A 22130-nucleotide genomic window follows, 5' to 3' on the forward strand; every position below is an offset into this window, starting at 1 on the left:
ATAAACTTGAATTCCATGTCCTACGATACCCCTCGCATTGCTAAAGTCCATCGCAAAACTGGCGAAACCGATGTCACTGTGGCGCTAAATCTGGATGGCACTGGTAAAGGAAATATTAATACAGGTATTCCTTTTCTAGATCATATGCTGCATCAAATTTGCTCCCACGGTTTAATCGATCTGGATGTCCAAGCGACAGGGGACTTACATATCGATGACCATCACACCAATGAGGATGTTGGTATTGTGTTAGGGCAAGCGTTAGGACAGGCTCTAGGCGATCGCAAAGGAATTAATCGCTTTGGCCACTTTGTTGCACCTTTGGATGAAGCTTTGGTGCAGGTTGCCCTTGATTTTTCGGGTCGTCCCTATTTAGTCTATGGCTTAGTGATTCCTAATCAACGGGTAGGGACTTACGACACCGAGCTAGTGCGGGAGTTTTTTCAGGCGGTTGTCAATCATGCACAAATGACATTGCATATTCGGTTATTAGAAAGCGGCAATTCACATCACATCATCGAAGCGGGTTTTAAAGCCTTTGCCCGTGCGATCAAGATGGCAGTAGAAGTCGATCCCAGACGAGCCACTGTAATTCCTAGCTCGAAAGGTGTGTTGTAAGAAGAATAATAAAACCCCAAAACCTTTGGCTTGAGCAGTGCGTGAGTCACAGGTTTTGGGGTTTTATATTTGCGCCATAGACTCTGATAGGCTTAAATTGAGACTCTAGCATCCTGATCGTTTGTAACAAAAATGACCAATTTACCGACAAAGCAAGTTTGGCACACACTTACAACCGAAGAAGTGATCGTGGCTTTGGATGTTAATCCAGAGTTTGGGCTAGAGTCATGGCAAATTAGCGATCGCCGTGCGGTCTATGGGCGCAATGAGTTGACTGGTAAAGCAGGACGTACCAAGCTCAGTATTTTTGTCGATCAGTTTACCAACATCATGCTGTTGATGCTGATGGGCGTAGCAGTGGTGTCGGCGGTGTTGGACTTGCGGGTAGGCAGTTTTCCCAAGGATGCGGTAGCGATCGCGGCAATTGTAATCCTCAACGGGATTTTAGGCTATGTGCAGGAAAGCCGTGCAGAAGAGGCTCTTGCCGCACTAAAGAGAATGGCGGCTCCAAATGTGCGGGTATTGCGCGAAGGTAAAGTTGCAGAAATTCTATCGGCGGAATTGGTGGTTGGCGATATTGTATTTGTCGATGCGGGGATGCAGATTGCGGCGGATGGGCGTTTGCTGGAGTCTATAAAGCTGAAGGTACGCGAAGGGGCACTCACGGGGGAATCCAAAGGCGTAAATAAGATTGCCGATCAAGTATTTGGAGAGGATGAGTCCTTAGGTGATCGGCGCAATATGGTCTTTCAGGGAACTGAGGTATTGCAGGGGCGCGGCATGATGGTAGTTACGGCTACGGGAATGCAGACGGAATTAGGAAAGATTGCCAATCTGCTGCAAGATGTGGAATTGGAAGAAACGCCATTACAGAAGCGGATGGCAGAGCTATCGAAGGCTTTGGTAATTGCCTCCTTAATCCTAGTGGCTCTGGTAATTGCCGTGGGACTATGGCGACATGGTGACTTTGTGAAGTTACTCAATACTTCCCTCAGTATGGCAGTAGCGGCAGTTCCCGAAGGCTTGCCTGCGGTGATTACGGTGACTCTGGCGCTAGGAACTCAAAGAATGGTGAAGCGCAATGCTCTCATTCGTAAATTACCTGCGGTCGAAACCCTCGGTTCCGTTACAACCATTTGTTCCGATAAGACGGGAACACTGACCCAAAATAAAATGGTTGCCGAAAGCCTGTTTACGGCGAATTATGCGGCGCAAATTAACGGCACTGGCTATGAACCCATTGGCGAATTTGCGATTTCCCGTTTAGCAGGAGATATGCTTGCCAGTGATTTGAATGTTTATCAATGCCCTGAGATGCAACTGCTGCTAGCGGCAAGTGCGATTTGTAATGATGCCTATTTGCAGAAAAAGCCACCTACAGAAAATCAAAATAATCATCATTCCCAATGGAAAATCATCGGTGATCCGACGGAAGGAGCATTATTGACTCTGGCGGGTAAGACAAATCTCTGGCAAGCGCAATTTAGCAACTATTTTACTAGGGTTGCCGAAATTCCCTTTACCTCTGAGCGCAAGTTAATGAGTGCGATCGCTGCCATTCAAAGTATGGATGCTGAAGATACACCCGAATCGATGCGAACGATCGCAAGTTTATTGCCAAATAGTCCCTACTTCTTATTTTGTAAAGGTTCACCCGAATTGATTCTCGAACGATGCGATCGCATTCAACTTGAAAGGCAAATTAGCTCTATTACGATTTCCCAAAGATCAGCGATCAATATCCAAAATACCCTCCTTGCCACGAAGGGAATGCGCGTTTTAGGCTTTGCCTATTTACCTTTAGATCATCTGCCAACAGAATCGGAACTTAATCGCATTGAAAATAAACTCGTATGGCTGGGACTAGTGGGTATCCGTGACGCACTACGAGCCGAAGCAGCAGTTGCTGTGCAGGTGAGCCGCCATGCGGGAATTCACACGATTATGATTACAGGCGATCATCAACTGACGGCTCAAGCGATCGCCCGTGATTTGAATATCTTCTGTCCTGAAAACGATAAGGTGTTGACAGGACAAGAAATTGAATTAATGGATGATGATGAATTAACAGAAGTTGCGCGACAAACTGCTGTCTATGCCAGAGTCTCACCTGAGCATAAATTACGCATTGTCCAAGCTTTGCAACGTCGAGGCGAAATCGTGGCGATGACAGGGGATGGCGTGAATGATGCTCCTGCATTGAAACAGGCGAATATTGGCATTGCGATGGGGATTACGGGAACGGATGTGTCCAAGGAAGCGAGCGATATGATTCTGCTCGATGATAACTATGCGACGATTGTGGCGGCAACGGAGGAAGGGCGCACAGTTTACGCGAATATTCGCCGCTTTATTAAATATATTCTCGGTAGTAATGTCGGTGAAGTCATTGCGATTGCTTCTACACCATTTTTAGGCTTTGGCGCAGTGCCTTTGACTCCATTACAAATATTATGGATGAATCTCGTTACCGATGGCGTACCAGCCCTTGCCCTTGCAGTGGAGCCTGCCGAAGCCGATGTGATGGAACGACCTCCCTTTAACCCCCAAGAGAATATTTTTGCAAGGGGTTTGGGTTGGTATATTTTACGAATTGGAGTTGTCTTTGGATTACAGACGATCGCCTTAATGGAAATCGCCTATAACTCTAGCAATCCCTCATGGCATGAGCATTGGAAGACGATCACCTTCACGACGCTCTGCATTGCTCAAATGGGTCATGCGCTTTCCTGTCGTTCAGATTCCAAATTACTCATTGAATTAAATCCTATTTCCAATCCCTATCTGTTAGTCTCTGTAATCTTCACCACGATTCTGCAACTGTCATTGCTCTATGTACCATCTTTACGGCAATTCTTTGGCACAGATGCGCTCACAGCGTCAGAATTGGGTTTATGCTTTGGATTTAGTATGCTCCTAGTCCTCTGGACGGAATCTGAGAAACTGGTGTCAAGATGGTGGGGTAAGCGTCGTACACCAAAATCTATTGTCAAGAATCAGCCCTAAGCCCTAGAAGCTATGAGAAGAAAGTTCCCTTGGTTGCGATCGCTAATTGTTTTAGGCTGTTTCGGTCTAGTCATTTCCTTTGTTATTCCCTTACTCGATCGCATTATCCAAATCTATCAACTCGTCGCCAAATCATCGCCAATTTTGGGTGGATTTGTGGTGCTGTTGGTGATGGGCGTGTTGGCAGGCTTGTTTTTTGTAACTTGGCGCTATATCAATCTCTTCCACTCGGAACCAACGCCACCGCACCCCATCCCTGAAGCACCCACCGACAAAATCGAAGCGGCTCAAGATAGTCTCGAAGCCCTCGAACGTCAGGTTGAGCAGATTCAAGATGAGGTGATGCGGCGATCGCTAGCTGAGCAAACTGAACAATTAAAACAGAACTTTGTCCGTCAAGAATTGCGCGTTGTTGTATTCGGCGTTGGCTCCGCAGGCAAAACTTCGCTAGTGAATGGATTGCTGGATTTATCATCACAAGATATCGCTAGCAAAGGGGAAGTCGGCGCAACGATGGGAACTACGCAATTAGGGAAGGTCTATGCCCCCGTACAGTTTCAGAATCTGGAAGTACCGATTCAATTTACCGATTGTCCGGGGATTTTAGAGGCAAGTGCCTTGGGTAACGATCGCGAACAAGAGGCACGAAAAATTGCGACTGAGGCAGACTTGATCGTGTTTGTGGTTGACGATGACTTGCGACGCTCAGAATTTGAAGTCCTGAAAGCGCTGACGGAAATTGGCAAGCGCACAATTCTCGCCTTTAATAAAATCGATCGCCTCACCAAAAGCGATCGCGAAATGATTCACACCAGTTTGCGATCGCGGGTTTTGAGTTTTATCGCACCTGAAGATGTGGTGGCGATCGCCGCTAGCCCCAGTCCGATTACCCTCGACAATGGCGAAGTCGTCACCCCTAAGCCCAAAATTCAGCCATTGCTAGCGCGGATTCTCGATATTCTCAGCTATGAAGGCGATGAACTGGTAGCGGATAATGTGTTATTGCGATCGCAAAGGCTAACGGAAGAGACTCGCGAAGTTCTCTCTCAACAGCAACAAGCGGAAGCGGAAAAGGTCGTTGAGAAGTTCCAATGGTTAGTAGTCGGTGTGGTCTTTGCGACACCTTTGCCTGTAGTCGATCTCTTGGCTACTGCGGCGATCAATGCCCAAATGGTTGTGGAAATTGGCAGGGTTTACGGCTGTGAAATCAATATTGATCGCGGTAAGGAATTAGCGAATTCCCTTACTCGTACTTTAGTCAGTCTCGGCATCGTCAAGGGTGTAGTCCAGATCGTGACGACGGCTATTTCTGTAACGGTGGTGGGTTTAGTTCTCAAAGCGACAATTCAATCGGTAACGGCAGCTTACCTGACCCGTATTGCTGGCAAGAGTTTTATCGAATACTTTAGTCGCGATCGCGATTGGGGAGATGGTGGTATTGCGGAAGTAGTACAGCGCCAGTTCCAATTAAATCGCCGTGATGAGTTTCTTAAGGCTTTTGTGCAAGATGCGGTAAATCGGGTGATGGTTTTGGTGAAGCAACAAATGTAAGATCTCGCGATCGCAGATAGCTTTTACTAGCCATACAAAAAGTCCGAGATCTTGGCATAGACAATAAGGATCGTTACATTTAATCTATGAGAGTGGCGATCGCATTACAAAATTAGCGATCAAACTCAAGAAATTTGAAATAAATAACCAATCCCGTAGCGTATGTTAGCGGAGCATAACGCACAAATACTTGTCACTAAAGCACAAATATCTGTCATTAAATTTGTCATTAAAAAGGTGCGTTACATTTCATTAACGCATTCTACAAGATCGGCGATCAGGTTGAATTCATTCAAGTTGCTGTATTTTCTATTGTTTGAATAGCATCTGCCACGATTTTATGCATTGAATTATCATGGTTTTTGTGACAGAGACGTAGCGCTTTGTTCAAATATTCTAAAGCAACCTGTGAATACCCATGATGGTAATGAGCTAAACCCGCATGAAAAAAGCCATGTTGGTCAACACGATCAATAGGATATTCAGGTTCTAATACACGGGCTTGTTCAAAATCGAGAGTTGCTGTATCAGAGTGATTAAGGTTGATATATGTATTGGAGCGTCCGTAGTATGCTGAGGCATTATTAGGGTCAAGTTCTAATACTTTCGTAAAGTCTGCAATTCCCTCTTGAAACATTGCCAAGTTATAACATAAGACAGCTCGGTTGTAGTAGCCTTCAAAGGACGTGGGATTGAGACGGACGAATTCATCAAAGTCAGCTAACGCTTCTTCTTGTTGCCCCTGATATGTGAGAGCCTGTCCCCGATACTGATAAGCTTTGGCACGATCTGGTTGCATCCTAATGGACTGAGTAAAATCTTCTATCGCTTCTGGCAAACGATGCTCTATGAGTTGTAGAATACCTCGATAGAAATAGGCTGGCTCATATCTATGGTTGAGAGTAATAGCATAGTCAAAATCCGCTAGAGCAGCAGTATTGTCTTTCTGTCTCCAATAGCAGAGACCGCGATGGTAAAAAGCTTTTTCAGAACTTGGATTATATTTAATTGCACGACTTAAATCCTCGATTGCCTTAGATAAGTTTTGATGTTCATAGGCAAAAATTCCGCGCAAATAATAGGCATTAAAATTACGAGGATTGGTGAGAATCGCAAGATCTAGGTTGTCAAACGTCTCTTTGAGTTTACCGCCTTGATAAGACTGACATGCAAGATAATAGTAAAAACTTGATCTTGTAGCATAGGAATATGCTGCCATTCCCAACATGAACATTCCCAAAACGATATAGCCTGCTCTGTAATGTGTTAGAGGTATGATTGCTATATAAAAGGAAACTATCGCACTGATAATGAAAAAGATGTTTATAGTCCAAAAAATTAGCATCTGATTCTTGCGACTCCTACATACTAATTGAGATATTAAAAGAAAAGGGTACGTTACATTTCATCAATTCACCCTACGGATCTTTACCTTCTCAGTGATCGCCCTTTTGATTAATTATTTTCTTGATTATTCAGAAATATCCCCGAAGCGATCGCGATACTTTTGTAATAATGCCTCAGCCTCAAGTCTCGCCTGACGCTCTAGGTTCACACGTTCTTGAGCAGTAGGATATCTCTTACCAGAGCGATCGTACCAATAGACCCATTCGCGTTGCCAACCATCATAAATACCCTGCTCACAACCAATTCCCAAACCAATCTCAGGAATCCATATCATTCTCCCGCCCTCTGCTAAAAGCGCCACCGCAGGTAAAAGTTGATATTTTCCATCAACTAACTTGTACACCTCTAAAGATTGATAATCCTGATACAATCGGCGACCAGTTGTGGAATTGTAAACCACATAATAGAGAATTCCGATCTCGGCATACTTGGCTAACTTTGTGTCGTATTCACCATTATATTTTTTAGAAACAACTTCTAAAGCCAGAATTGGCATTACTTTTTCCTGCCAAACCACATAGCTCAAGCGACCACCTTCACCAGTTTGCTTCGGTACACCCAAAGCGAGAAATCCGTCGGGAACGATCGCCTTAGACTTGGCTGGCTCCTCAATATTTGGTTCGTAATATACTCCCATATCCACACCCCAAAACCAATCAGAGCGATCGCTCCAAATCTCTCGCAATAGGTTCAATAAAAGATTGGGAATGTCATTTTGGAGTTCATTATCCACAGGCGTTTCATCGGAATCGGGTAGGTCTTCCGCAGTTGGCAAACGGTATTGAGAAGTTACAGTAACCATAGTTTTTTTGTACTTGTACGTTGCAAATCTCAGACTAACTGATAAGCCGTAACGATTCTATCATTCGCAGGTTTATAGACAGCCATCACACTATTATGTTTTTTAACTGATCAAACGGAGTATGCCATGAAAAATAATTGGGAAGCACAAACCCAAACCCAATAAACGTAGGAACCACAAAAGGTTAGTAAAAAGGCTCATCATCCACCTCAGTACCACCAAACTGAATCACAAAATTTCCGAACCAAAAATATACCCCAACCATTTGGATATCTAGGCTATAAGTTAGCGATCGCAGTTTATCCGATACATTCATAACAAGTATTTTGGGTTACTAATCTAGATATTAGCATTTTGGATATTACAGCGATCGCACTACAAAATTGGCGATCACACTTTCAAATTAGTTTATAATCAGGTTGTTGAGTACATTTTTACTTTACAGAAGTATTGTATATGAGGCAATGGGAAAGTCTAGATGCCATCGAAAGGGAACCTCATAAAGTGAGTGATGCTTGGGTATTTCGGAAGACACGAGTTCCAGTTTCGGCATTATTTGAAAATTTGCGCGATGGTGCTACGGTGGATGATTTTTTAGAATCGTTTCCGCCTGTACAGCGATCGCAGGTCGAGGCTGTATTAAACTATGAGCTTGATATGTTAGCTATTGCGGCTTAAATTATGAGGATTCTTTAGTGAAAAATGATATAATTTATTGAAATTACTGCTGTTTTTTCCTATGAAAGGCATTGAATATATCATAGATGATCAAGGAGAGAAGACTGCTGTTGTCATTAATTTGGAGCAGTGGGGTAAGGAATGGGAAGCCTTTTACAATCTTCTATTGAAGCAATCATTTCCTTCTGAAAGTTGGGTGCATGAAGATTCTTTCTCCAAGAAACTAGATAAAGCTCTCCAATGGAATCATAATCATCCCCCTCAGTTATCGAACCTAGGCTCATTAGAAGCTCAATTATTGAATAATGAGTAGAATTTTACTTGATCTAAATAATCCTATTTTTCAACAAGACTTGTTTGTTTTGCAGAAATCTGAGGCTCTTGCAGTCTTAAAAATCCTCAAAAAGGTTTCTCAATTGACTTGGGAGCAATTGTACAAAGATCAGGGCTTAAAATGGGAATTGATTCGTTCTAAGCAAGGAAAAAATGGTGAAAAAATCTATAGTTTGAGAATTACTCAAAAATGTCGAGCCGTTGCTGTGCGGGAAGGTGATTATCTAAGATTTTTATCCTTGCATTCCGAGCATGATTCAGCCTATTGAGCAATCAGCGATCGCACTAAAAATATGCGATCGCACTCATCCTAAATCTTCTAGCTCCTCAGAATGGAATGGACATTATTTGATTGACCCATTCTTCAGCAGTAGAGGCTTCCCAAATTAGGAGGATTGCATCAATTGCGTCACTAACTGGCAATTTCTGGGAAAGAATCAAAACCCCTGAACTGTTTTTTGTCAGGATAAATTCGCCAAATTCAGCAGGCATCGTTTTGCGATCATGGGTTACAAGTACTCTCCCATCTTGCGCCGCTATTGCTAATACTTCTGGATCTTTCTTGCCTTCAAGTCTTGCCGTGTAAGCTGATTGAAAACTCAGATTGGGTTGTCTGCGTAACGCACCAGTGACAACTGCTTGATTAAGGTCAGCATCTGCTTGAAAGTGAACTACCGTCATGATTTGCTTAGCTTCTGGGTTTGAGCAGTTTTTAACTTCTGATACAGAAGTGGATTCTTTTGTCTACAGGATTTTTGCAGTTTCTCAAATTCTTCTTCACCTTCTTTGAGATATGCGTCAATTAACTCGCGGCTGCCCAGATAAAAGGCGATCGCTCCATAAACCTGTTCTAGTGAGAGTAATGGAAAGTCTTGGGCAATGCTTTCAGGTGACTTACCATTCAAAAAGGCATAAACAACTGAATCAAGAGAAATACGGGTTCCTTCGATCCAGTATCCTCGATCGCGTTGCTCGATATATCGTTTTGCTAAGGTTGGTGCTGCGGTCATAAAGTTTTTGGCTACTCTTTATGTAAATATTTTAAGCGATCGCTTGTCCGTCTAGGAGTTAAGACTCAGAGACAAAGAATCCCGACTTTTTCTGCGCGATCTGTAAGTAGCTTTTGCCAATCATACAAAAAATTGGGGATCTAAACATTTGCAGATTCTTACAATATCTTTAGCCAGTTTGTTTAATGAGACTTTAAAAATTGCAAGGACATATTTCTAACAAATTGCTCTTTTAATTCACAATTCTTGAATACATCATTTTGCATCATTTATCTTTAAATTGCTCTTTTAATTCTGGGGGAATATTTTCAACGATATCCCACGTTCCCCAGACTTCAATACCCTTCCAATTCGTATTTTTATCCCATTTAATATCTTTCAGATTTGGACATTGTTTTATTTTACTAACAATAAATTCTGGATATGCACGATAAACAGTATCGGCACATGAGAACGTAACTCTTTCAAAATTTGCACCACGTAAGTCGGCACCACGTAAGTCAGCACCAACGAGACGAGCATTATTCAAATTCGCACTAATGAGACTAGCATTAATCAAATTTGTTCCGAAGAGACCAGTATTACTCAAATTTGCACCCCAGAGATTAGCACCACTCAAATTTGTAATGCTTAAGTCAGAACCACTCAAATTTGCACTCTCTAGTTCAGAACCACTCAAATCTGCACCTCCTAATCTGGAACCACTTAAATCTGCTTCATGTAAATCGACACCTCTTAAATTCAAATTTTGAAGATACGACTTTTTAAGGTTTGCGGCTCGGAGAGATCTACAGTTCCCAAATAGCCTTTCTCTCAAATAGCTAGGCATTTCAGGGTACTGCCATTCTGCCCAACAACCACCTGCAAGATTCAATACAGCTTCCCGATCTGCTTGTTCTGAAGAAATCTCCATCCGAAAATAATCCTGCTTCACAGAGTCCTCACGCGAGAAATATTCTATTGGCATACCCACTATTAAGAGTGGAATTAATAATAATGCAACAATTTGCAATCTACGCCACAACAAACTCCATCGGACGAAAGATTGTATACCTTTAGATATGCCTATATCTATCCTGTTATCCAATAACTGCTTGGCATTTTTAAGTAAACGCCCTTCCAACAAATTTTCTCTTTTCTTTCCAACTAGCCAAACTTTGCGTGCATCTTCAACGGTTTGGATCAGCTGCCGTAGATTCCGATTTTCACTTACCCATTGCTCCAATAGTTTCCATTCTCGAATCAACGCCTCATGGATCAACTCCACTGTGTCTTCTTGAAGCTGTTCATCTCGTCCCGTCATCACCAGTCGCTCATTCGCCAAAATTGTCACTAACTCCCAATCTCCTATCTCTGATCGGGTGGTAATTTTTCTTGTATCTTCTGTTCCAGATCCAAGTCTTACCAACCTTGTAAATAGCTGCGAAGCTTGCTGTTGTTGATCTCTAGACAATCGAGCATAAACTTGATTGGCATGTTGTACCAACGCTCCCTTAACACCATGGATATCAGTGTAGGCTTGATGCGTCAGCCGTCCATTTTTCTGCCGTTCCCATAATTTAGTCAGGGCAAACTCCAATAGAGGTAAATTTCTAGACTCTTGCCCTTCTTCTCCTACATCTTGTAATAACCTATCTATCAATCCTGGCTCTAGCTCTAGCCCTTCTAGCTTTGCAGGTTGCTGGATCGCCTCTTGAAACTCTTTCAAGTTCATCGGTCCCACGAGAAATTGTGCATCTTGAAATGCATCGGTTAAAGTTCTTTCTCCATAAGCCTGACCACAAAAATCTGCCCTCAATATAACAATTAGTTTGAAACCTGATATCTTCGTCAGTCCATCCAATAAAACTTTTAGAAAATGTTCTTGTTCTTGCTTTTTACATGTAAATATTTCTTCAAACTGATCAACTACAATCAAAAGAGATTTTCTAGCGTACTTGTGCGTCAGGCTTGCGACTACTTCGCTTATGCCTTTACGTTTAATGAATTCAGATAAATCGCTAGCTTCCTTTACCAACTGACTACCTAATAAATCTGGTTCAATCAATCTTACAAATGCTTCTGCCAAACCATAAAATGGATTAGTTTTTGGGCGAAAATTTTCAACCAACCATCCCTCAACTCTCAACCGAGGCAGTAATCCAGCAAATACCAATGAAGACTTGCCACTTCCCGAAGCGCCCATTACAGCGACCAGAGATCGAGAAAGCAACTTTTCATATAGATCTGCTACCATGCTCTCGCGCCCGAAAAACCACTGTTCGTGTTCCTCTCTAAAAGAATCTAAGCCCCGATAAGGCGAAATATCGGAGCAATTTACTTTTTTGCGGATGCACCAAATAGCCGCATTAACGGGCGAAACATTTGCCTTAGGAAGTTTTCTGTATCTAGCTCAAACTTATACAATAGTATTCCTGGAATAACGGTTAACGCGAACTCTGCCTTCGCTGTGGCTGCTGTTCCTGGTTCGTTCAACTTATTTATAAGTTCCTGAACTTTTTGCAAAACCTCATCTAGCATCTGATAATGTTGAATAATTTCAGCATTTTGAATGATGCTTGCAATTGCAGTCTGAGCTTCTGGTTCAGCAATTTCTCTTGCATTTGCAAATGGTCTTAATAAAGACCAGTACTCTGCCTCATATTTCCGAATGCTCGGCATAATTTCCCGATTGATTCTCTGGTTAGCCTCATTTCGGACATTTGGACTGGCACTTATCGATAGTTCTTGTTCATGCTCGGCAAGTTTTTCGTAGTACCTTTCCAGCAAATCTTCTAGGTCAGTGAGTCGTTTTTTAATCGGAGGCATAACGTCTAATTTTTGGGTGTCAGAGAAAGAAATGTAATCTGAGGAAATATTTTTCTATTTTACGCGATTTTTTGACGAGACACTTTGCTTGGCTAGAAAAAACTAATCTCACAGCTCAACGTTAAACTACTTCCTTAGGTATGAATTGAAGCCATTTAAATTATCGTAATTTAGAAAAAACTTTTACCTAGCCTGAACTACAAGACAGATATAAAGATACAGGAGAAGTCTAAAATACCACCAAATCTATAAAACATTAAATTTTTAGATTTACTTTTTTAGTCTATTATTTAGCTGCACGTCTCTAAGTTGAAAAATACATATGTAGAAATACAACCTAAGCCACTACCCACACCCTGATGAAATGGGCATCAATAGTTTTCTCATCTTGCGTAAACTTTGAGTCTCGTAATTCATTGCAGATTTACTATCCGATCGCTACCATCCAGAACAAAAAAGATACAAAAAGATATTTTTATTTACATATGTAATAATTTTTTAAAGATGCCACCAGCAAAAACATCACACCCAACTTAAAAACTTGCCATGTCTCTAAGTACTCAAAATGAAAGCGCACCCCATCATGTTGTTATTATTGGCGGCGGCTTTGGGGGACTATATGCCGCCCAAAAGCTAGGTAAATCAAAGGTTCCTGTTAAAGTCACCCTCATCGACAAACGTAACTTTCACCTCTTCCAGCCCCTACTTTATCAAGTCGCCACAGGTAGCCTCTCCCCCGCCGATATCGCCTCACCATTGCGGGCAGTCCTCGCCGAAAACAAAAATACCAGCGTCGTCATGGGCGAAGTGCTAGATATCGATCCTCAAGCGCAGGTAGTTAAATTAAAAAATCACTTAGACATAAGCTATGACTCGCTGATCGTGGCAACAGGAGTTAGTCACCATTACTTTGGTAACGATCAATGGTCAGAGCAAGCTCCTGGATTAAAAACCATTGAAGATGCGATTAATATGCGTCGTCGCATCCTGAGTGCGTTTGAAGCTGCCGAAAAGACCCATGATCCTAAGTTTAAAGAAGCATTGATGAACTTCGTGGTCATCGGTGGAGGTCCAACTGGCGTGGAACTCGCAGGAACCTTAGCCGAACTAGCCCATCGCACCCTCAGTGATGAATTCACCAATATTGACACAAAAAAAGCGCGAATCATCTTGATTGAAGGAACCGATCGCGTATTGCCTCCATACCATGCGGAACTCTCTGAGGCGGCGAAACAATCTCTGCTGAAGTTAGGCGTGGAAGTTAAAACTAGCGCGATGGTGACGAATATTGAAAATAATGTCGTTACCTTTAAATTGGGTGAGCAAGTTGAGCAAATCCAAGCCCAAACCATTCTCTGGGCGGCGGGTGTCAAGGCTTCACCGATGGGGAAAGTATTAGGCGATCGCCTGAATGCTGAACTAGATCGCGTTGGTCGTGTAGTTGTCCAGCCTGATATGTCGATCGCCAATTATCCTAATGTCTATGTGATTGGTGACTTAGCGAACTATCCCCATCAAGGCGATCGCCCACTTCCAGGGGTTGCGCCTGTGGCGATGCAGCAGGGTGAATATGTCGCGCATCATATTGAGGCGAAGGTACAAGAAAAGGAACCTACAAAATTCAAGTATTGGGATTTTGGTAGCCTAGCTGTAATTGGTCGCCATGAGGCGGTTGTGGACTTTAAGTTTATCCGTCTAAAGGGTTGGTTAGCGTGGTTTATTTGGACATTTGTGCATGTTTATTATCTGATTGAATTTGATAATAAGCTTCTTGTAATGGTTCAATGGGGATGGAACTACTTTACCCATCGTCGTGGCGCGAGAATTATTACTGGTCGATACTTACAGGTATTAGAGGAAATGGAAGGAATCCGTGCAGGTGGTCTTTCCTTGGAAACAAGGGAACCAGCAGAGGTTGCCTAAGCTGCTAGCCAAGAGGGGCAACCACGGGGGGATTGCCCCTACATAAGAAATTCAAATTTAAATTGTGTGGACGTAGGGGCTGCGCCCCTGTGCCAGCCCTAGCCTCCAAACATCGCAAGAATTCCCAAATACAAAAAAAGGAGTCGCAAAGCGACTCCTTTTTTTTAGACTTCACCCATTGCTACCATTTGGATCGCACGGGGCATTGCGGGATCGAAACCGCCCATATCCCAAGAATTAGGATCTTTAGGATCGACTAGCGAAAGCTTATAGGGAGCCAAGGTCACATAGATTGCCTTCGCATTAGCATTCACCTTGCGGCGATATTCAGCCAAGGCTTCACTAGGATGACGACGACCTGCCCAAGATTCGGAATCAGTCCAGAAGCAGAACACATCCGCATAGAACTTATTCTTAATCGCCCAATCGTAGGCCACCGATGCATCCGTACCACCGAAGTTTTGGTTCGATGCCTTTTGCATTGCCGATGTGAAGGAATCCTTTTTAGTGATTCCTAAATCGCGGAAGTCGGTCGCAAATCCACGGATCGCATAGTTGGTTTCCGCCTTCACCGTTGCCAAAGCCATCGTTGCCGCAATTTCGCAGCAGGTCAGACCAATAGAACTAACGGTGTAGTAAGACATCGAACCCGACACATCGATCGCATGGAGGAAAGTCGCACCCGTAGGCGAGATCGCATCGAAGGACATTTCCAGAGCAGTTTCCAGAATATCGACAATGCGAGGAATTGGTTCCCAAGTCTTTTGGCTACGTCCGAGCGCACCACCCGATTGATAGGTCTTGAGAGCTTTCAAAACATCAATGGGGTGAATGCGTCCCTTCTTCAGGCGATCGCGATTGTTCAACACATTGGCAACATGCTTCAAGTTATCCTTGTTTTTCGCAGTCAAGACACCAATTTCGGTCAAGGAGCCAAGGTTCCGCAACAATGCACCGATAGGCATTTCGTTAAAGAGCAACTGCCATGCACGCACATCCATCTGTCCGATGGGAGCCGCCATTTCATGGGTGAGTTTACCCTTCGCGATCGCTTCATGGGTCTTGTCAGGGTGACGCTTTAGCCATTCATACCACCAGATTTGCGCCAGCGCGTCCGATGGAATTTTTGAAGGAAGTTCATCCCAACCCTTGACCACCCACTGATAGAGCGCTTGTTGATCGTCAGTTTCAGGCTTGACGTGAAACAAACGCAACGCATCACGGTGCGAGAAGCCTTGCCGTTGTTGGTACTTCAGCAATTGATAGGCGAGCGCCTTGGTGTCGGGATTGGAGAGCCATGTCTTACCGCTTTCACGAATGACTTTACCGAAGCCACGCATGGACTTGGTGTAGTTTATCCATTCATAGAAGTGGCTACCCGTGCGGACAACTTGCGGAAAGATTTCCATGAAGTTCCGTTTCGCTGCTTGGCTGTCACCCATCGATAGCAAAACTAGAGCCAGAATCGGAGCGCTGTTATTCACCGCCCGACCATCGCTAGCATAGAGAATTTCGCTAGCCACGCGATCGGCATCTTCGGCGACACATTTCTGTACCGTATCGATGAAATCGGCGGACAGTTCGTGCTTGCTAGCGTAGTAGGCGCTTTGAGCCGTACCAATCAGCAAGCAACGACGCAACATGCGCCAGATCCCCGCATCAAAGGCAAAGCCACCCGATCGCCCTTGGATCATTTCAGCTTCACGACCTGCAATCGCTTGAGTTTGAGGAGTACCTTTGGGTTTCTGGAATAAAAATTTATAAGACATGACATTCTCCGTCCCGTAAGGGAAAAGTTAAAGAGAACTTCCTTCGCCTCGACCAAAAAGAAGGATATTTTTTAAAAATTTTAATTGCACTGCAAGTGCAATTAAAATTTTTAAAAAGCTAAAAGCTAATTGCTAACTGCCAAAAGCTATTAGAGGGGGTGGAATGGGACTCGAACCCACATCTCGCGACATAAAGGGGGGAATCGTTAAAAGCGATAACCTTAAAGTCTGCGTCCCTTTCGGGCAAAAGTGTGTTCTACCAGTTGAACTATCCACCCCAAGATTGGGGGTAGAGCTAAAGAAGTAGCGATTTTAAGTAATCAAGTGCCACACTACGCGCAACACTTCATTTATTCTTTAGGACTACCGATTTGGAATTTTGATTTTGTGCTTTGTTAAGGAAAGATGGCAACCCGCAGGCAAAACATCTAGTTTAGGAAGGGATGGGAATTGAACCCAATCACCTCATGGAGGTGATGCAACCAAAGCGATAAACCTAGCCAATTCGTCCCTTGAATTAATGTGTTGTGCTTCGCACAACACATTTTTATCTTGGGCAAAGAGAAGTTTCGATTGCGATCGCATAACTATCTCTCCAAAACATTACTCAAAATCAAACTCCCAATTGACGGAGAGGGACTCGAACCCTCGACACTTGGCGTTTCAGGCGATAACCCTAAATCTGCGACCTTTGCAGGTAAGTGACGAAAAAGGATGTTTTCAATGCTCTACCACTGAGCTACCCGTCAATATATCGAATTTAAATTTTGCTATAGGCAAAATTTAAATTGAGAGTTTTATCGAATTTGAATTTTGCCATAGGCAGAATTCAAATTGAGAGTTTTGTTTTGGGGATAGATGCTACATGCGAACAAGCAGCATCTGTTTGGTAGCAATAACCCTGAATGCTTCAGCCCAAATAGGCAAGTCATTGCATAAAGGAATTCAGCAGTTTGCGAGGCTGCATCTCCTTTTCTAATTGCTACACAAATACTGGAGTAGTACCTGTAATCGCAATTAGACTAGGCGTTCTACGCGCTTGAACTATGTTGCACTACATTTATACTACGCGTACTACAAGAATGCAATAGCGATCGCCAAAAAAGTTACAACCTATTCATTAAGTAGTACATTGATGTAAATTATGCTCAAAGTGAGATGATTGCATTTCCTGTTCTCTTGAACTTTAGAGATAACTATGCTGGATTTACAGAAATTGATGGGACAGATGCAAGGGATGTCTGAACAATTGCAGAAGGAAGCTCAGCAATTGACAGACAAACTCGATCGCGCAGAAACTATATTTACTCAAGCCATTACCAATCAATCTCATCTTTGTCAGCATAGTGAACTATGGCGTGATCGCTTCATATTTAATTGCGCGGAACCAGTAGAACCTCTAGGGCAAATCCAAGCAATATCTCCCATAACCACACCACATATTGTTCTTGCCACCGATGGCTCACAGATTGCCCCTAGCCGCCATGAAATCGCCTATTGCTATTTGATTAATATTGGTCGAGTTGCCATTTACTATAATTCTGGCATCTATCCCTTACTCGATAATGTTCCTGAAGTTTTTTATAAAACAGAAGATCTCTATAAAGCACGTCAATGGGGAATTCAGACAGAACAATGGATGACTCTAAAGCGTACCGTTGCCGAGAATGTCGCTCTAGCTAATTTAGCGATCACGACAATTTCGACTTATCCTCAGTCACCAATGATAGCTTTTAGCGATGGAGCCTTAGTTCATTGGGAGCTTGATGAGATTCCTGCCGATGCGCGATCGCAGCTTTTACCAGATATTCTCACCGCATGGGATGCTTTAAAATCTCAACGGATTCCTCTTGCAGGATATATCAGCGCCCCCCGTGCTGCGGAAGCGACTAATTTTTTGCGCTTGCAAATTTGTCCTTTCGAGCAACCTGATTGTCATACGCACTGTTCTACAAAACCACTCGATGCTGCTCCTTGTAGCCAAATTCAACCCTTGCGCGATGGTACATTATGGAGCCGTTTATTAAAAGTTGGCGAATGCAGTCCTCTATGGCAAAGTCAGGCAAGGATTTTACAGGAATATGGCGAACATCAGATTTATTTTTGTTATCTCCATGTGGGGACAGAAATTGCCAGAATCGAGATGCCAGCTTGGACTGCTCTTGATGGAGAACTGCGATCGCAAGCTTTGCAAATCATTCTCGCCCAAGTCCAGAAAGGCTATGGCTATCCTGTAGCACTTGCGGAGGCACATAATCAAGCTGTGGTCACAGGTAGCGATCGCCGCCGCTTTTTCGCGATTTTAGAACAGCAAATGGTGAAGTCAGGTTTACGTAATATCACCACCTCATACAAAGAATCTCGCAAACGGAGCAGCATAGCTTGATATAAAAATGACGCTTCGCGTCATTTTTATAGGAGAAAATCTAACAATCGGTGAGCAAGTTCTAATTTAGAACAAAGTGGTGTAGAGAGAAACTTGCCATCTTTATTAATAAATGTGGCTTGATTAGTATCTGTGCCAAACCCAGTTTGAGAACTATTCACCGCGTTAGCAGCGATCGCATCTAATCCTTTCCGTATTAATTTATCTTTTGCCGCAACCATAACTTCTTGCTCTGTTCCAGTTTGTGCGGCAAATCCTACTAAGATTTGGTCAGGACGTTTACGTTTAGATAGATCAGCTACGATATCAGGAATATATTCAAGCTCTAGATTTAAGGGCAATTCTGATTTTGGCAACTTGCGATCGCTGGTTATTTTAGACCGCACATCCCCAACTGCGGCAGCGGCGATCGTGATATCGGCAAAGGGAAACTCTTCGAGCATGACTTGGTGCATTTCTGCGGAAGTGCGGACTACCCTCACCGATGGTGGCGCTTCTCCCATAGGAAGAGGGGAGTTAGATGTAGTTATGAGGGTAACTGTTGCGCCACGATGGATTGCAGCTTTAGCGATCGCAATACCCTGCTTACCTGTCGATGGATTACCGATAAAGCGAACAGGATCGATAAATTCGCGAGTTCCTCCTGCATTAACTAAAATCTTTTTCCCTTGTAAATCCCGTTTGCCTTGAGTAAATAGAAAAGATTCGAGATATTCCAAAATTATTTCTGGTTCTGCCATGCGCCCAGTACCCACAGCATCACAGGCGAGAATACCATCCGTCGGTGCGATCGCGGTATAGCGAGAATCTTTTAATAACTTCTGCCAATTTTCCTGCACAGTGGGTTGTAGCCACATGGTTGTATTCATCGCTGGCGCAAAAAGAATTGGACAACTGGAAGCAAGGACAGTATTTGTCAGCAAATTATCCGCCATACCATAGGCTAGCTTCGCTAAAGTATTTGCCGTCACAGGTGCAAGCAAAAATACATCTGCCCATTCCGCTAGTTCAATGTGTAGAGGTCTTCCATTTATTGGTTGCCAAAAATCAGCGTCAGTATAGGCAGGTTGGCGTGACAGGGTAGCAAAGGTCAGGGGAGTGACAAATTCGGCAGCCGATCGCGTGAGGATGACTCGTACTTCAACGCCACGCTTTGCCAAACTAGAAACCACTTCACAAACTTTATAAGCAGCAATACCTCCAGATATTCCAATTAGTACATGATTTACAGCCATGAATGTCATCTCCTATTGCCAAAGGCTCATTTATTATAGGACTTACGCATCAAGGAGATGTGGTGCAGGCAAAGCCCACACCACATCTCCTTGAAACCCAGTAAACTCGTTAGCATTGCGTAAGTCCTATAGGTTTTTGTTAGAGTTGGTGCAGGTAAAGCCTGCACTAACTCTGCTTACGGTTAATCACTAAAAATCACTAAAAATGAAACTTGCATTTATTATCGATCCGATCGCTAGACTCGATCCCGCTCACGATACCAGCGTTGCCCTTATGGAAGCGGCTTGTCGCAAGGGCTATGAAGTATTTATCACGGATATGAATACGCTCAGTGTCAAGAACGGTAAAGCGTGGGCTTTTCTCCAAGCGACCAAGATTAATCCTATTCCTCTTGTAGATGGCAAATGGCAAGTTCCATATCCTTGGTATGAAGTTGCAGAAGGAGCATTTCAGCCGTTAGAGCTTATGCAATTTGTGTGGATGCGCCCCGATCCACCCGTAACAACGGAATATCTCTATGCAACCTATATTCTCGATTATGTAGATACCAGTAAAACCAAAGTTCTCAACTCACCACAGGGCATTCGTGCAGCAAATGAAAAAATGTATGCATTGCAGTTTACAGGAGCAATCCCGAAAACAATTGTCACTGCCGATAAAGGTACAATCATCGACTTTGTGAAAGCGGAAGGTAAAGCCGTAATGAAACCCTTGGGAGGTAAAGGTGGTGAAGGAATTTTATTTCTCGAAGTAGGCGATCGCAATATTAACTCACTGATCGAAATCAGTACCAATATTGGTAAAACACCTGTGATGGTGCAGGAATATTTGCCCGATGCTCAATTGGGTGATAAACGGATCATTCTCCTTGATGGTGAACCAATTGGTGCAGTAAATCGGGTTCCTAAATCAGGAGAGTTTCGTGGCAACATGGCAGCAGGCGGCAGTGCAGTGCAAGTAGATATTACGCCTCGCGAAAGGGAAATATGCACACAGCTTGCACCCACCCTCAAACGTGATGGCTTAATGTTTGTTGGTATTGACGTAATCGGCGGCTATCTTACAGAAGTAAATGTGACTAGCCCCACAGGTGTCCGCGAAATCGATCGCCTCGATGGTGTTTCGCTCGGCGATCGCGTGATGGATTGGCTAGCAAACATGAATAAGTTAGACAACTAATTTTCACCAAGGTAAACGCATGCAAATCCTAGAATGTTTAACTAGTAATGATTTCAATACTTTATGAAAAAAGCCTTAGTACAGGACAAAAAGTTGCAAAAGTAGGCAGGGAGGGGTTTTATAAAAGATAACCACATCGTAAATAAAACCCCTATGAAAGAGATTAACCTATTCCGAGAAAAGTTGCAGCAACATCTGCAATGGAATAGAGCAAGACTAGCCTTTGTGTCCATGTTCTTGATCGCGCTAATGCGAGTAAAGACAGTAAACCTAGCTGAAATTGCCACAGGATTTAGTGGTTATGCCAAAGTCGAATCACACTATAAGAGGTTACAGAGATTTTTTCGAGACTTTGAAGTGGACTATGAAAAGATCGCACTCATGGTCGTCAAAGTCATGCAAATCCCCGAACCTTGGGTAATTTCTATCGACCGCACCGATTGGGAATTCGGTAAAACCGTGTTTAATGTGCTGACATTGGGAATAGTGCATTACGGTATTGCATTCCCGTTGGTATGGATGATGCTGGACAAAAAAGGTAACTCAAACACCCGTGAGCGCTGTGAATTGTGTAATCGATTTCTGGAAATATTTGGAGACCGCAAAATCGACTTTTTGAGTGCAGACCGAGAGTTTGTCGGTGAGGATTGGTTAGATTACTTGTTGTGTGAACCATGTAACCGTTTTCGTATCCGCATTCGTAAAAATACTTTGCTCAATGACGGGCAGAAAAAACTGCGTGCCGACATTTGTTTTCAAGACCTCCAAGTTGGTCAGTCCAAAGTATTGTCCAAGCCCAGAAAGGTTTGGAACCATTGGCTTCGTATAGCCGCTATGCGTCTTGATGATGGCGATTTATTAATTGTCGCGACGACTCATGACCCTGATACGGCTATTGCTGACTATGCCAAGCGTTGGGCTATTGAGACTTTATTCGGGTGCTTTAAAACCCGTGGCTTTTGTTTGGAGTCCACTCATCTTCAAGATCCTGAACGTCTTTCCAAACTAATTGCTTTGCTTACTCTGGCTTTATGTTGGGCTTTTTCTTCTGGGCTTTGGTTGGCTCAACTAAATCCCCTCAAGCCTAAAAAACACGGTCGTCTTCCTAAAAGCATTTTTCGCCTTGGTTTTGATTTCCTTCGTCACATCATCTTTGACTTACATCTCAATTCTCAAGCCTTCTTTAACTCCATTAAATTTTTGTCCTGTACTTAGGAAAAAAGCACATAATCACTGAATTCAACATAAAATCCATACTAAAAAATAGGGGTAGTGCTAAATAGGTAAGGATGGGCGGCGCACCGCCTATCCTTACCTATTTAAATCCTTTCCTTTTTAGGACTACCAAAATAGGATGCGTTTGCTTTGAATCGCAGGAATACTAGCAACAATAAAATTCAGAAATACAACGTTGCCTATAACCA

Annotated in this window: 19 protein-coding genes and 2 tRNA genes; 10 read left to right on the forward strand and 11 right to left on the reverse strand. The window is 43.3% G+C overall.

The genetic code is table 11. From position 1 onward, the window contains the following. The first annotated feature begins 15 nt into the window (after positions 1-15). The 3 genes from hisB (at position 16) to HC246_RS02810 (ending at position 5175) form a co-directional block, all read left to right on the forward strand. Entirely contained in the window at positions 16-618 is a 603-nt protein-coding gene (gene hisB, locus HC246_RS02800) for an imidazoleglycerol-phosphate dehydratase HisB (protein ID WP_169362058.1), read from the forward strand. Between the two features lie 132 nt (positions 619-750). After that, the gene (locus HC246_RS02805; RefSeq protein ID WP_169362059.1) at positions 751-3624 is read left to right on the forward strand and encodes a cation-translocating P-type ATPase; all 2874 of its coding nucleotides are present in this window, start codon (positions 751-753) and stop codon (positions 3622-3624) included. Positions 3625-3636: 12 nt separating this feature from the next. Further along, entirely contained in the window at positions 3637-5175 is a 1539-nt protein-coding gene (locus HC246_RS02810) for a YcjF family protein (RefSeq protein WP_169362060.1), read from the forward strand. A gap of 292 nt (positions 5176-5467) precedes the next feature. Here HC246_RS02810 and HC246_RS02815 read toward each other — a convergent pair whose 3' ends face one another. The 3 genes from HC246_RS02815 to HC246_RS26210 all read right to left on the reverse strand — a co-directional run bounded on the left by HC246_RS02815 (position 5468) and on the right by HC246_RS26210 (position 7700). Further along, positions 5468-6409 carry a tetratricopeptide repeat protein gene (locus HC246_RS02815; RefSeq protein WP_225902982.1) on the reverse strand — a complete coding sequence of 314 codons (942 nt, stop codon included), beginning with the start codon at positions 6407-6409 and terminating at the stop codon, positions 5468-5470. A gap of 237 nt (positions 6410-6646) precedes the next feature. After that, the gene (locus HC246_RS02820) at positions 6647-7384 is read right to left on the reverse strand and encodes a Uma2 family endonuclease (RefSeq protein WP_169362062.1); all 738 of its coding nucleotides are present in this window, start codon (positions 7382-7384) and stop codon (positions 6647-6649) included. A gap of 184 nt (positions 7385-7568) precedes the next feature. After that, the gene (locus HC246_RS26210; RefSeq protein ID WP_263972430.1) at positions 7569-7700 is read right to left on the reverse strand and encodes a hypothetical protein; all 132 of its coding nucleotides are present in this window, start codon (positions 7698-7700) and stop codon (positions 7569-7571) included. A gap of 140 nt (positions 7701-7840) precedes the next feature. Here HC246_RS26210 and HC246_RS02825 point away from each other — a divergent pair, with 140 nt between their 5' ends. The 3 genes from HC246_RS02825 to HC246_RS02835 all read left to right on the forward strand — a co-directional run bounded on the left by HC246_RS02825 (position 7841) and on the right by HC246_RS02835 (position 8664). After that, entirely contained in the window at positions 7841-8062 is a 222-nt protein-coding gene (locus tag HC246_RS02825) for a DUF433 domain-containing protein (RefSeq protein WP_169362063.1), read from the forward strand. Positions 8063-8123: 61 nt separating this feature from the next. Next, positions 8124-8375, forward strand: coding sequence for a hypothetical protein (locus tag HC246_RS02830; protein ID WP_169362064.1), 252 nt, complete (start codon positions 8124-8126; stop codon positions 8373-8375). Next, positions 8368-8664: a hypothetical protein gene (locus tag HC246_RS02835; protein WP_169362065.1), complete on the forward strand. Its 297-nt coding sequence runs from the start codon at positions 8368-8370 to the stop codon at positions 8662-8664. Before HC246_RS02830 ends, HC246_RS02835 begins: the two co-directional genes overlap by 8 nt. Positions 8665-8722: 58 nt before the next feature. Here the strand turns inward: HC246_RS02835 and HC246_RS02840 are convergent, their stop codons facing one another. From HC246_RS02840 to HC246_RS02855, 4 genes are all read right to left on the reverse strand, one after another. Further along, positions 8723-9076: a DUF5615 family PIN-like protein gene (locus HC246_RS02840; protein ID WP_169362066.1), complete on the reverse strand. Its 354-nt coding sequence runs from the start codon at positions 9074-9076 to the stop codon at positions 8723-8725. Next, positions 9073-9405, reverse strand: coding sequence for a DUF433 domain-containing protein (locus HC246_RS02845; protein WP_169362067.1), 333 nt, complete (start codon positions 9403-9405; stop codon positions 9073-9075). Before HC246_RS02845 ends, HC246_RS02840 begins: the two co-directional genes overlap by 4 nt. Positions 9406-9670: 265 nt before the next feature. Next, entirely contained in the window at positions 9671-11746 is a 2076-nt protein-coding gene (locus HC246_RS02850; protein ID WP_404822262.1) for an nSTAND1 domain-containing NTPase, read from the reverse strand. Then, positions 11722-12213: a hypothetical protein gene (locus tag HC246_RS02855; protein ID WP_169362068.1), complete on the reverse strand. Its 492-nt coding sequence runs from the start codon at positions 12211-12213 to the stop codon at positions 11722-11724. The genes HC246_RS02850 and HC246_RS02855 overlap by 25 nt, the downstream gene beginning before the upstream one ends. A gap of 546 nt (positions 12214-12759) precedes the next feature. Here HC246_RS02855 and HC246_RS02860 point away from each other — a divergent pair. After that, complete coding sequence (locus HC246_RS02860; RefSeq protein WP_169362069.1) at positions 12760-14136, forward strand: NAD(P)/FAD-dependent oxidoreductase; 1377 nt, start codon at positions 12760-12762, stop codon at positions 14134-14136. A gap of 164 nt (positions 14137-14300) precedes the next feature. Here the strand turns inward: HC246_RS02860 and HC246_RS02865 are convergent, their stop codons facing one another. From HC246_RS02865 to HC246_RS02875, 3 genes are all read right to left on the reverse strand, one after another. Then, positions 14301-15905, reverse strand: coding sequence for a TROVE domain-containing protein (locus HC246_RS02865; protein ID WP_169362070.1), 1605 nt, complete (start codon positions 15903-15905; stop codon positions 14301-14303). A gap of 155 nt (positions 15906-16060) precedes the next feature. Next, a tRNA-OTHER gene (locus HC246_RS02870) sits at positions 16061-16183 on the reverse strand. A 347-nt stretch (positions 16184-16530) separates the two neighbouring features. Further along, positions 16531-16654: transfer RNA gene (locus tag HC246_RS02875), tRNA-OTHER, on the reverse strand. 449 nt (positions 16655-17103) lie between these two features. On the opposite strand from HC246_RS02875, the gene HC246_RS02880 reads away from it, so the two are divergent. Next, the gene (locus tag HC246_RS02880; protein WP_169362071.1) at positions 17104-18291 is read left to right on the forward strand and encodes a DNA double-strand break repair nuclease NurA; all 1188 of its coding nucleotides are present in this window, start codon (positions 17104-17106) and stop codon (positions 18289-18291) included. A 26-nt stretch (positions 18292-18317) separates the two neighbouring features. Here HC246_RS02880 and coaBC read toward each other — a convergent pair whose 3' ends face one another. Continuing rightward, positions 18318-19535 carry a bifunctional phosphopantothenoylcysteine decarboxylase/phosphopantothenate--cysteine ligase CoaBC gene (gene coaBC, locus HC246_RS02885; protein ID WP_169362072.1) on the reverse strand — a complete coding sequence of 406 codons (1218 nt, stop codon included), beginning with the start codon at positions 19533-19535 and terminating at the stop codon, positions 18318-18320. 196 nt (positions 19536-19731) lie between these two features. Here coaBC and gshB point away from each other — a divergent pair, with 196 nt between their 5' ends. Next, the gene (gene gshB / locus HC246_RS02890) at positions 19732-20706 is read left to right on the forward strand and encodes a glutathione synthase (protein WP_169362073.1); all 975 of its coding nucleotides are present in this window, start codon (positions 19732-19734) and stop codon (positions 20704-20706) included. Positions 20707-20859: 153 nt separating this feature from the next. Next, entirely contained in the window at positions 20860-21921 is a 1062-nt protein-coding gene (locus tag HC246_RS02895; protein WP_169362074.1) for an IS4 family transposase, read from the forward strand. Positions 21922-22130 lie beyond the last annotated feature (209 nt).

The sequence above is a fragment of the Pseudanabaena yagii GIHE-NHR1 genome, from assembly GCF_012863495.1.
GTDB classification, from domain to species: Bacteria; Cyanobacteriota; Cyanobacteriia; order Pseudanabaenales; family Pseudanabaenaceae; genus Pseudanabaena; species Pseudanabaena yagii.

Bases quoted from the DNA above. Each gene is read 5' to 3' on its own strand.
- HC246_RS02825 (WP_169362063.1), top strand. From the start codon at position 7,841: ATGAGGCAATGGGAAAGTCTAGATGCCATCGAAAGGGAACCTCATAAA.
- HC246_RS02865 (WP_169362070.1), bottom strand. From the start codon at position 15,905: ATGTCTTATAAATTTTTATTCCAGAAACCCAAAGGTACTCCTCAAACT.
- HC246_RS02830 (WP_169362064.1), top strand. From the start codon at position 8,124: ATGAAAGGCATTGAATATATCATAGATGATCAAGGAGAGAAGACTGCT.
- HC246_RS02895 (WP_169362074.1), top strand. From the start codon at position 20,860: ATGAAAGAGATTAACCTATTCCGAGAAAAGTTGCAGCAACATCTGCAA.
- HC246_RS02840 (WP_169362066.1), bottom strand. From the start codon at position 9,076: ATGACGGTAGTTCACTTTCAAGCAGATGCTGACCTTAATCAAGCAGTT.
- HC246_RS26210 (WP_263972430.1), bottom strand. From the start codon at position 7,700: ATGAATGTATCGGATAAACTGCGATCGCTAACTTATAGCCTAGATATC.
- HC246_RS02835 (WP_169362065.1), top strand. From the start codon at position 8,368: ATGAGTAGAATTTTACTTGATCTAAATAATCCTATTTTTCAACAAGAC.
- HC246_RS02815 (WP_225902982.1), bottom strand. From the start codon at position 6,409: ATGTTCATGTTGGGAATGGCAGCATATTCCTATGCTACAAGATCAAGT.
- HC246_RS02805 (WP_169362059.1), top strand. From the start codon at position 751: ATGACCAATTTACCGACAAAGCAAGTTTGGCACACACTTACAACCGAA.
- hisB (WP_169362058.1), top strand. From the start codon at position 16: ATGTCCTACGATACCCCTCGCATTGCTAAAGTCCATCGCAAAACTGGC.
- coaBC (WP_169362072.1), bottom strand. From the start codon at position 19,535: ATGACATTCATGGCTGTAAATCATGTACTAATTGGAATATCTGGAGGT.
- gshB (WP_169362073.1), top strand. From the start codon at position 19,732: ATGAAACTTGCATTTATTATCGATCCGATCGCTAGACTCGATCCCGCT.
- HC246_RS02810 (WP_169362060.1), top strand. From the start codon at position 3,637: ATGAGAAGAAAGTTCCCTTGGTTGCGATCGCTAATTGTTTTAGGCTGT.
- HC246_RS02845 (WP_169362067.1), bottom strand. From the start codon at position 9,405: ATGACCGCAGCACCAACCTTAGCAAAACGATATATCGAGCAACGCGAT.
- HC246_RS02880 (WP_169362071.1), top strand. From the start codon at position 17,104: ATGCTGGATTTACAGAAATTGATGGGACAGATGCAAGGGATGTCTGAA.
- HC246_RS02855 (WP_169362068.1), bottom strand. From the start codon at position 12,213: ATGCCTCCGATTAAAAAACGACTCACTGACCTAGAAGATTTGCTGGAA.
- HC246_RS02820 (WP_169362062.1), bottom strand. From the start codon at position 7,384: ATGGTTACTGTAACTTCTCAATACCGTTTGCCAACTGCGGAAGACCTA.
- HC246_RS02860 (WP_169362069.1), top strand. From the start codon at position 12,760: ATGTCTCTAAGTACTCAAAATGAAAGCGCACCCCATCATGTTGTTATT.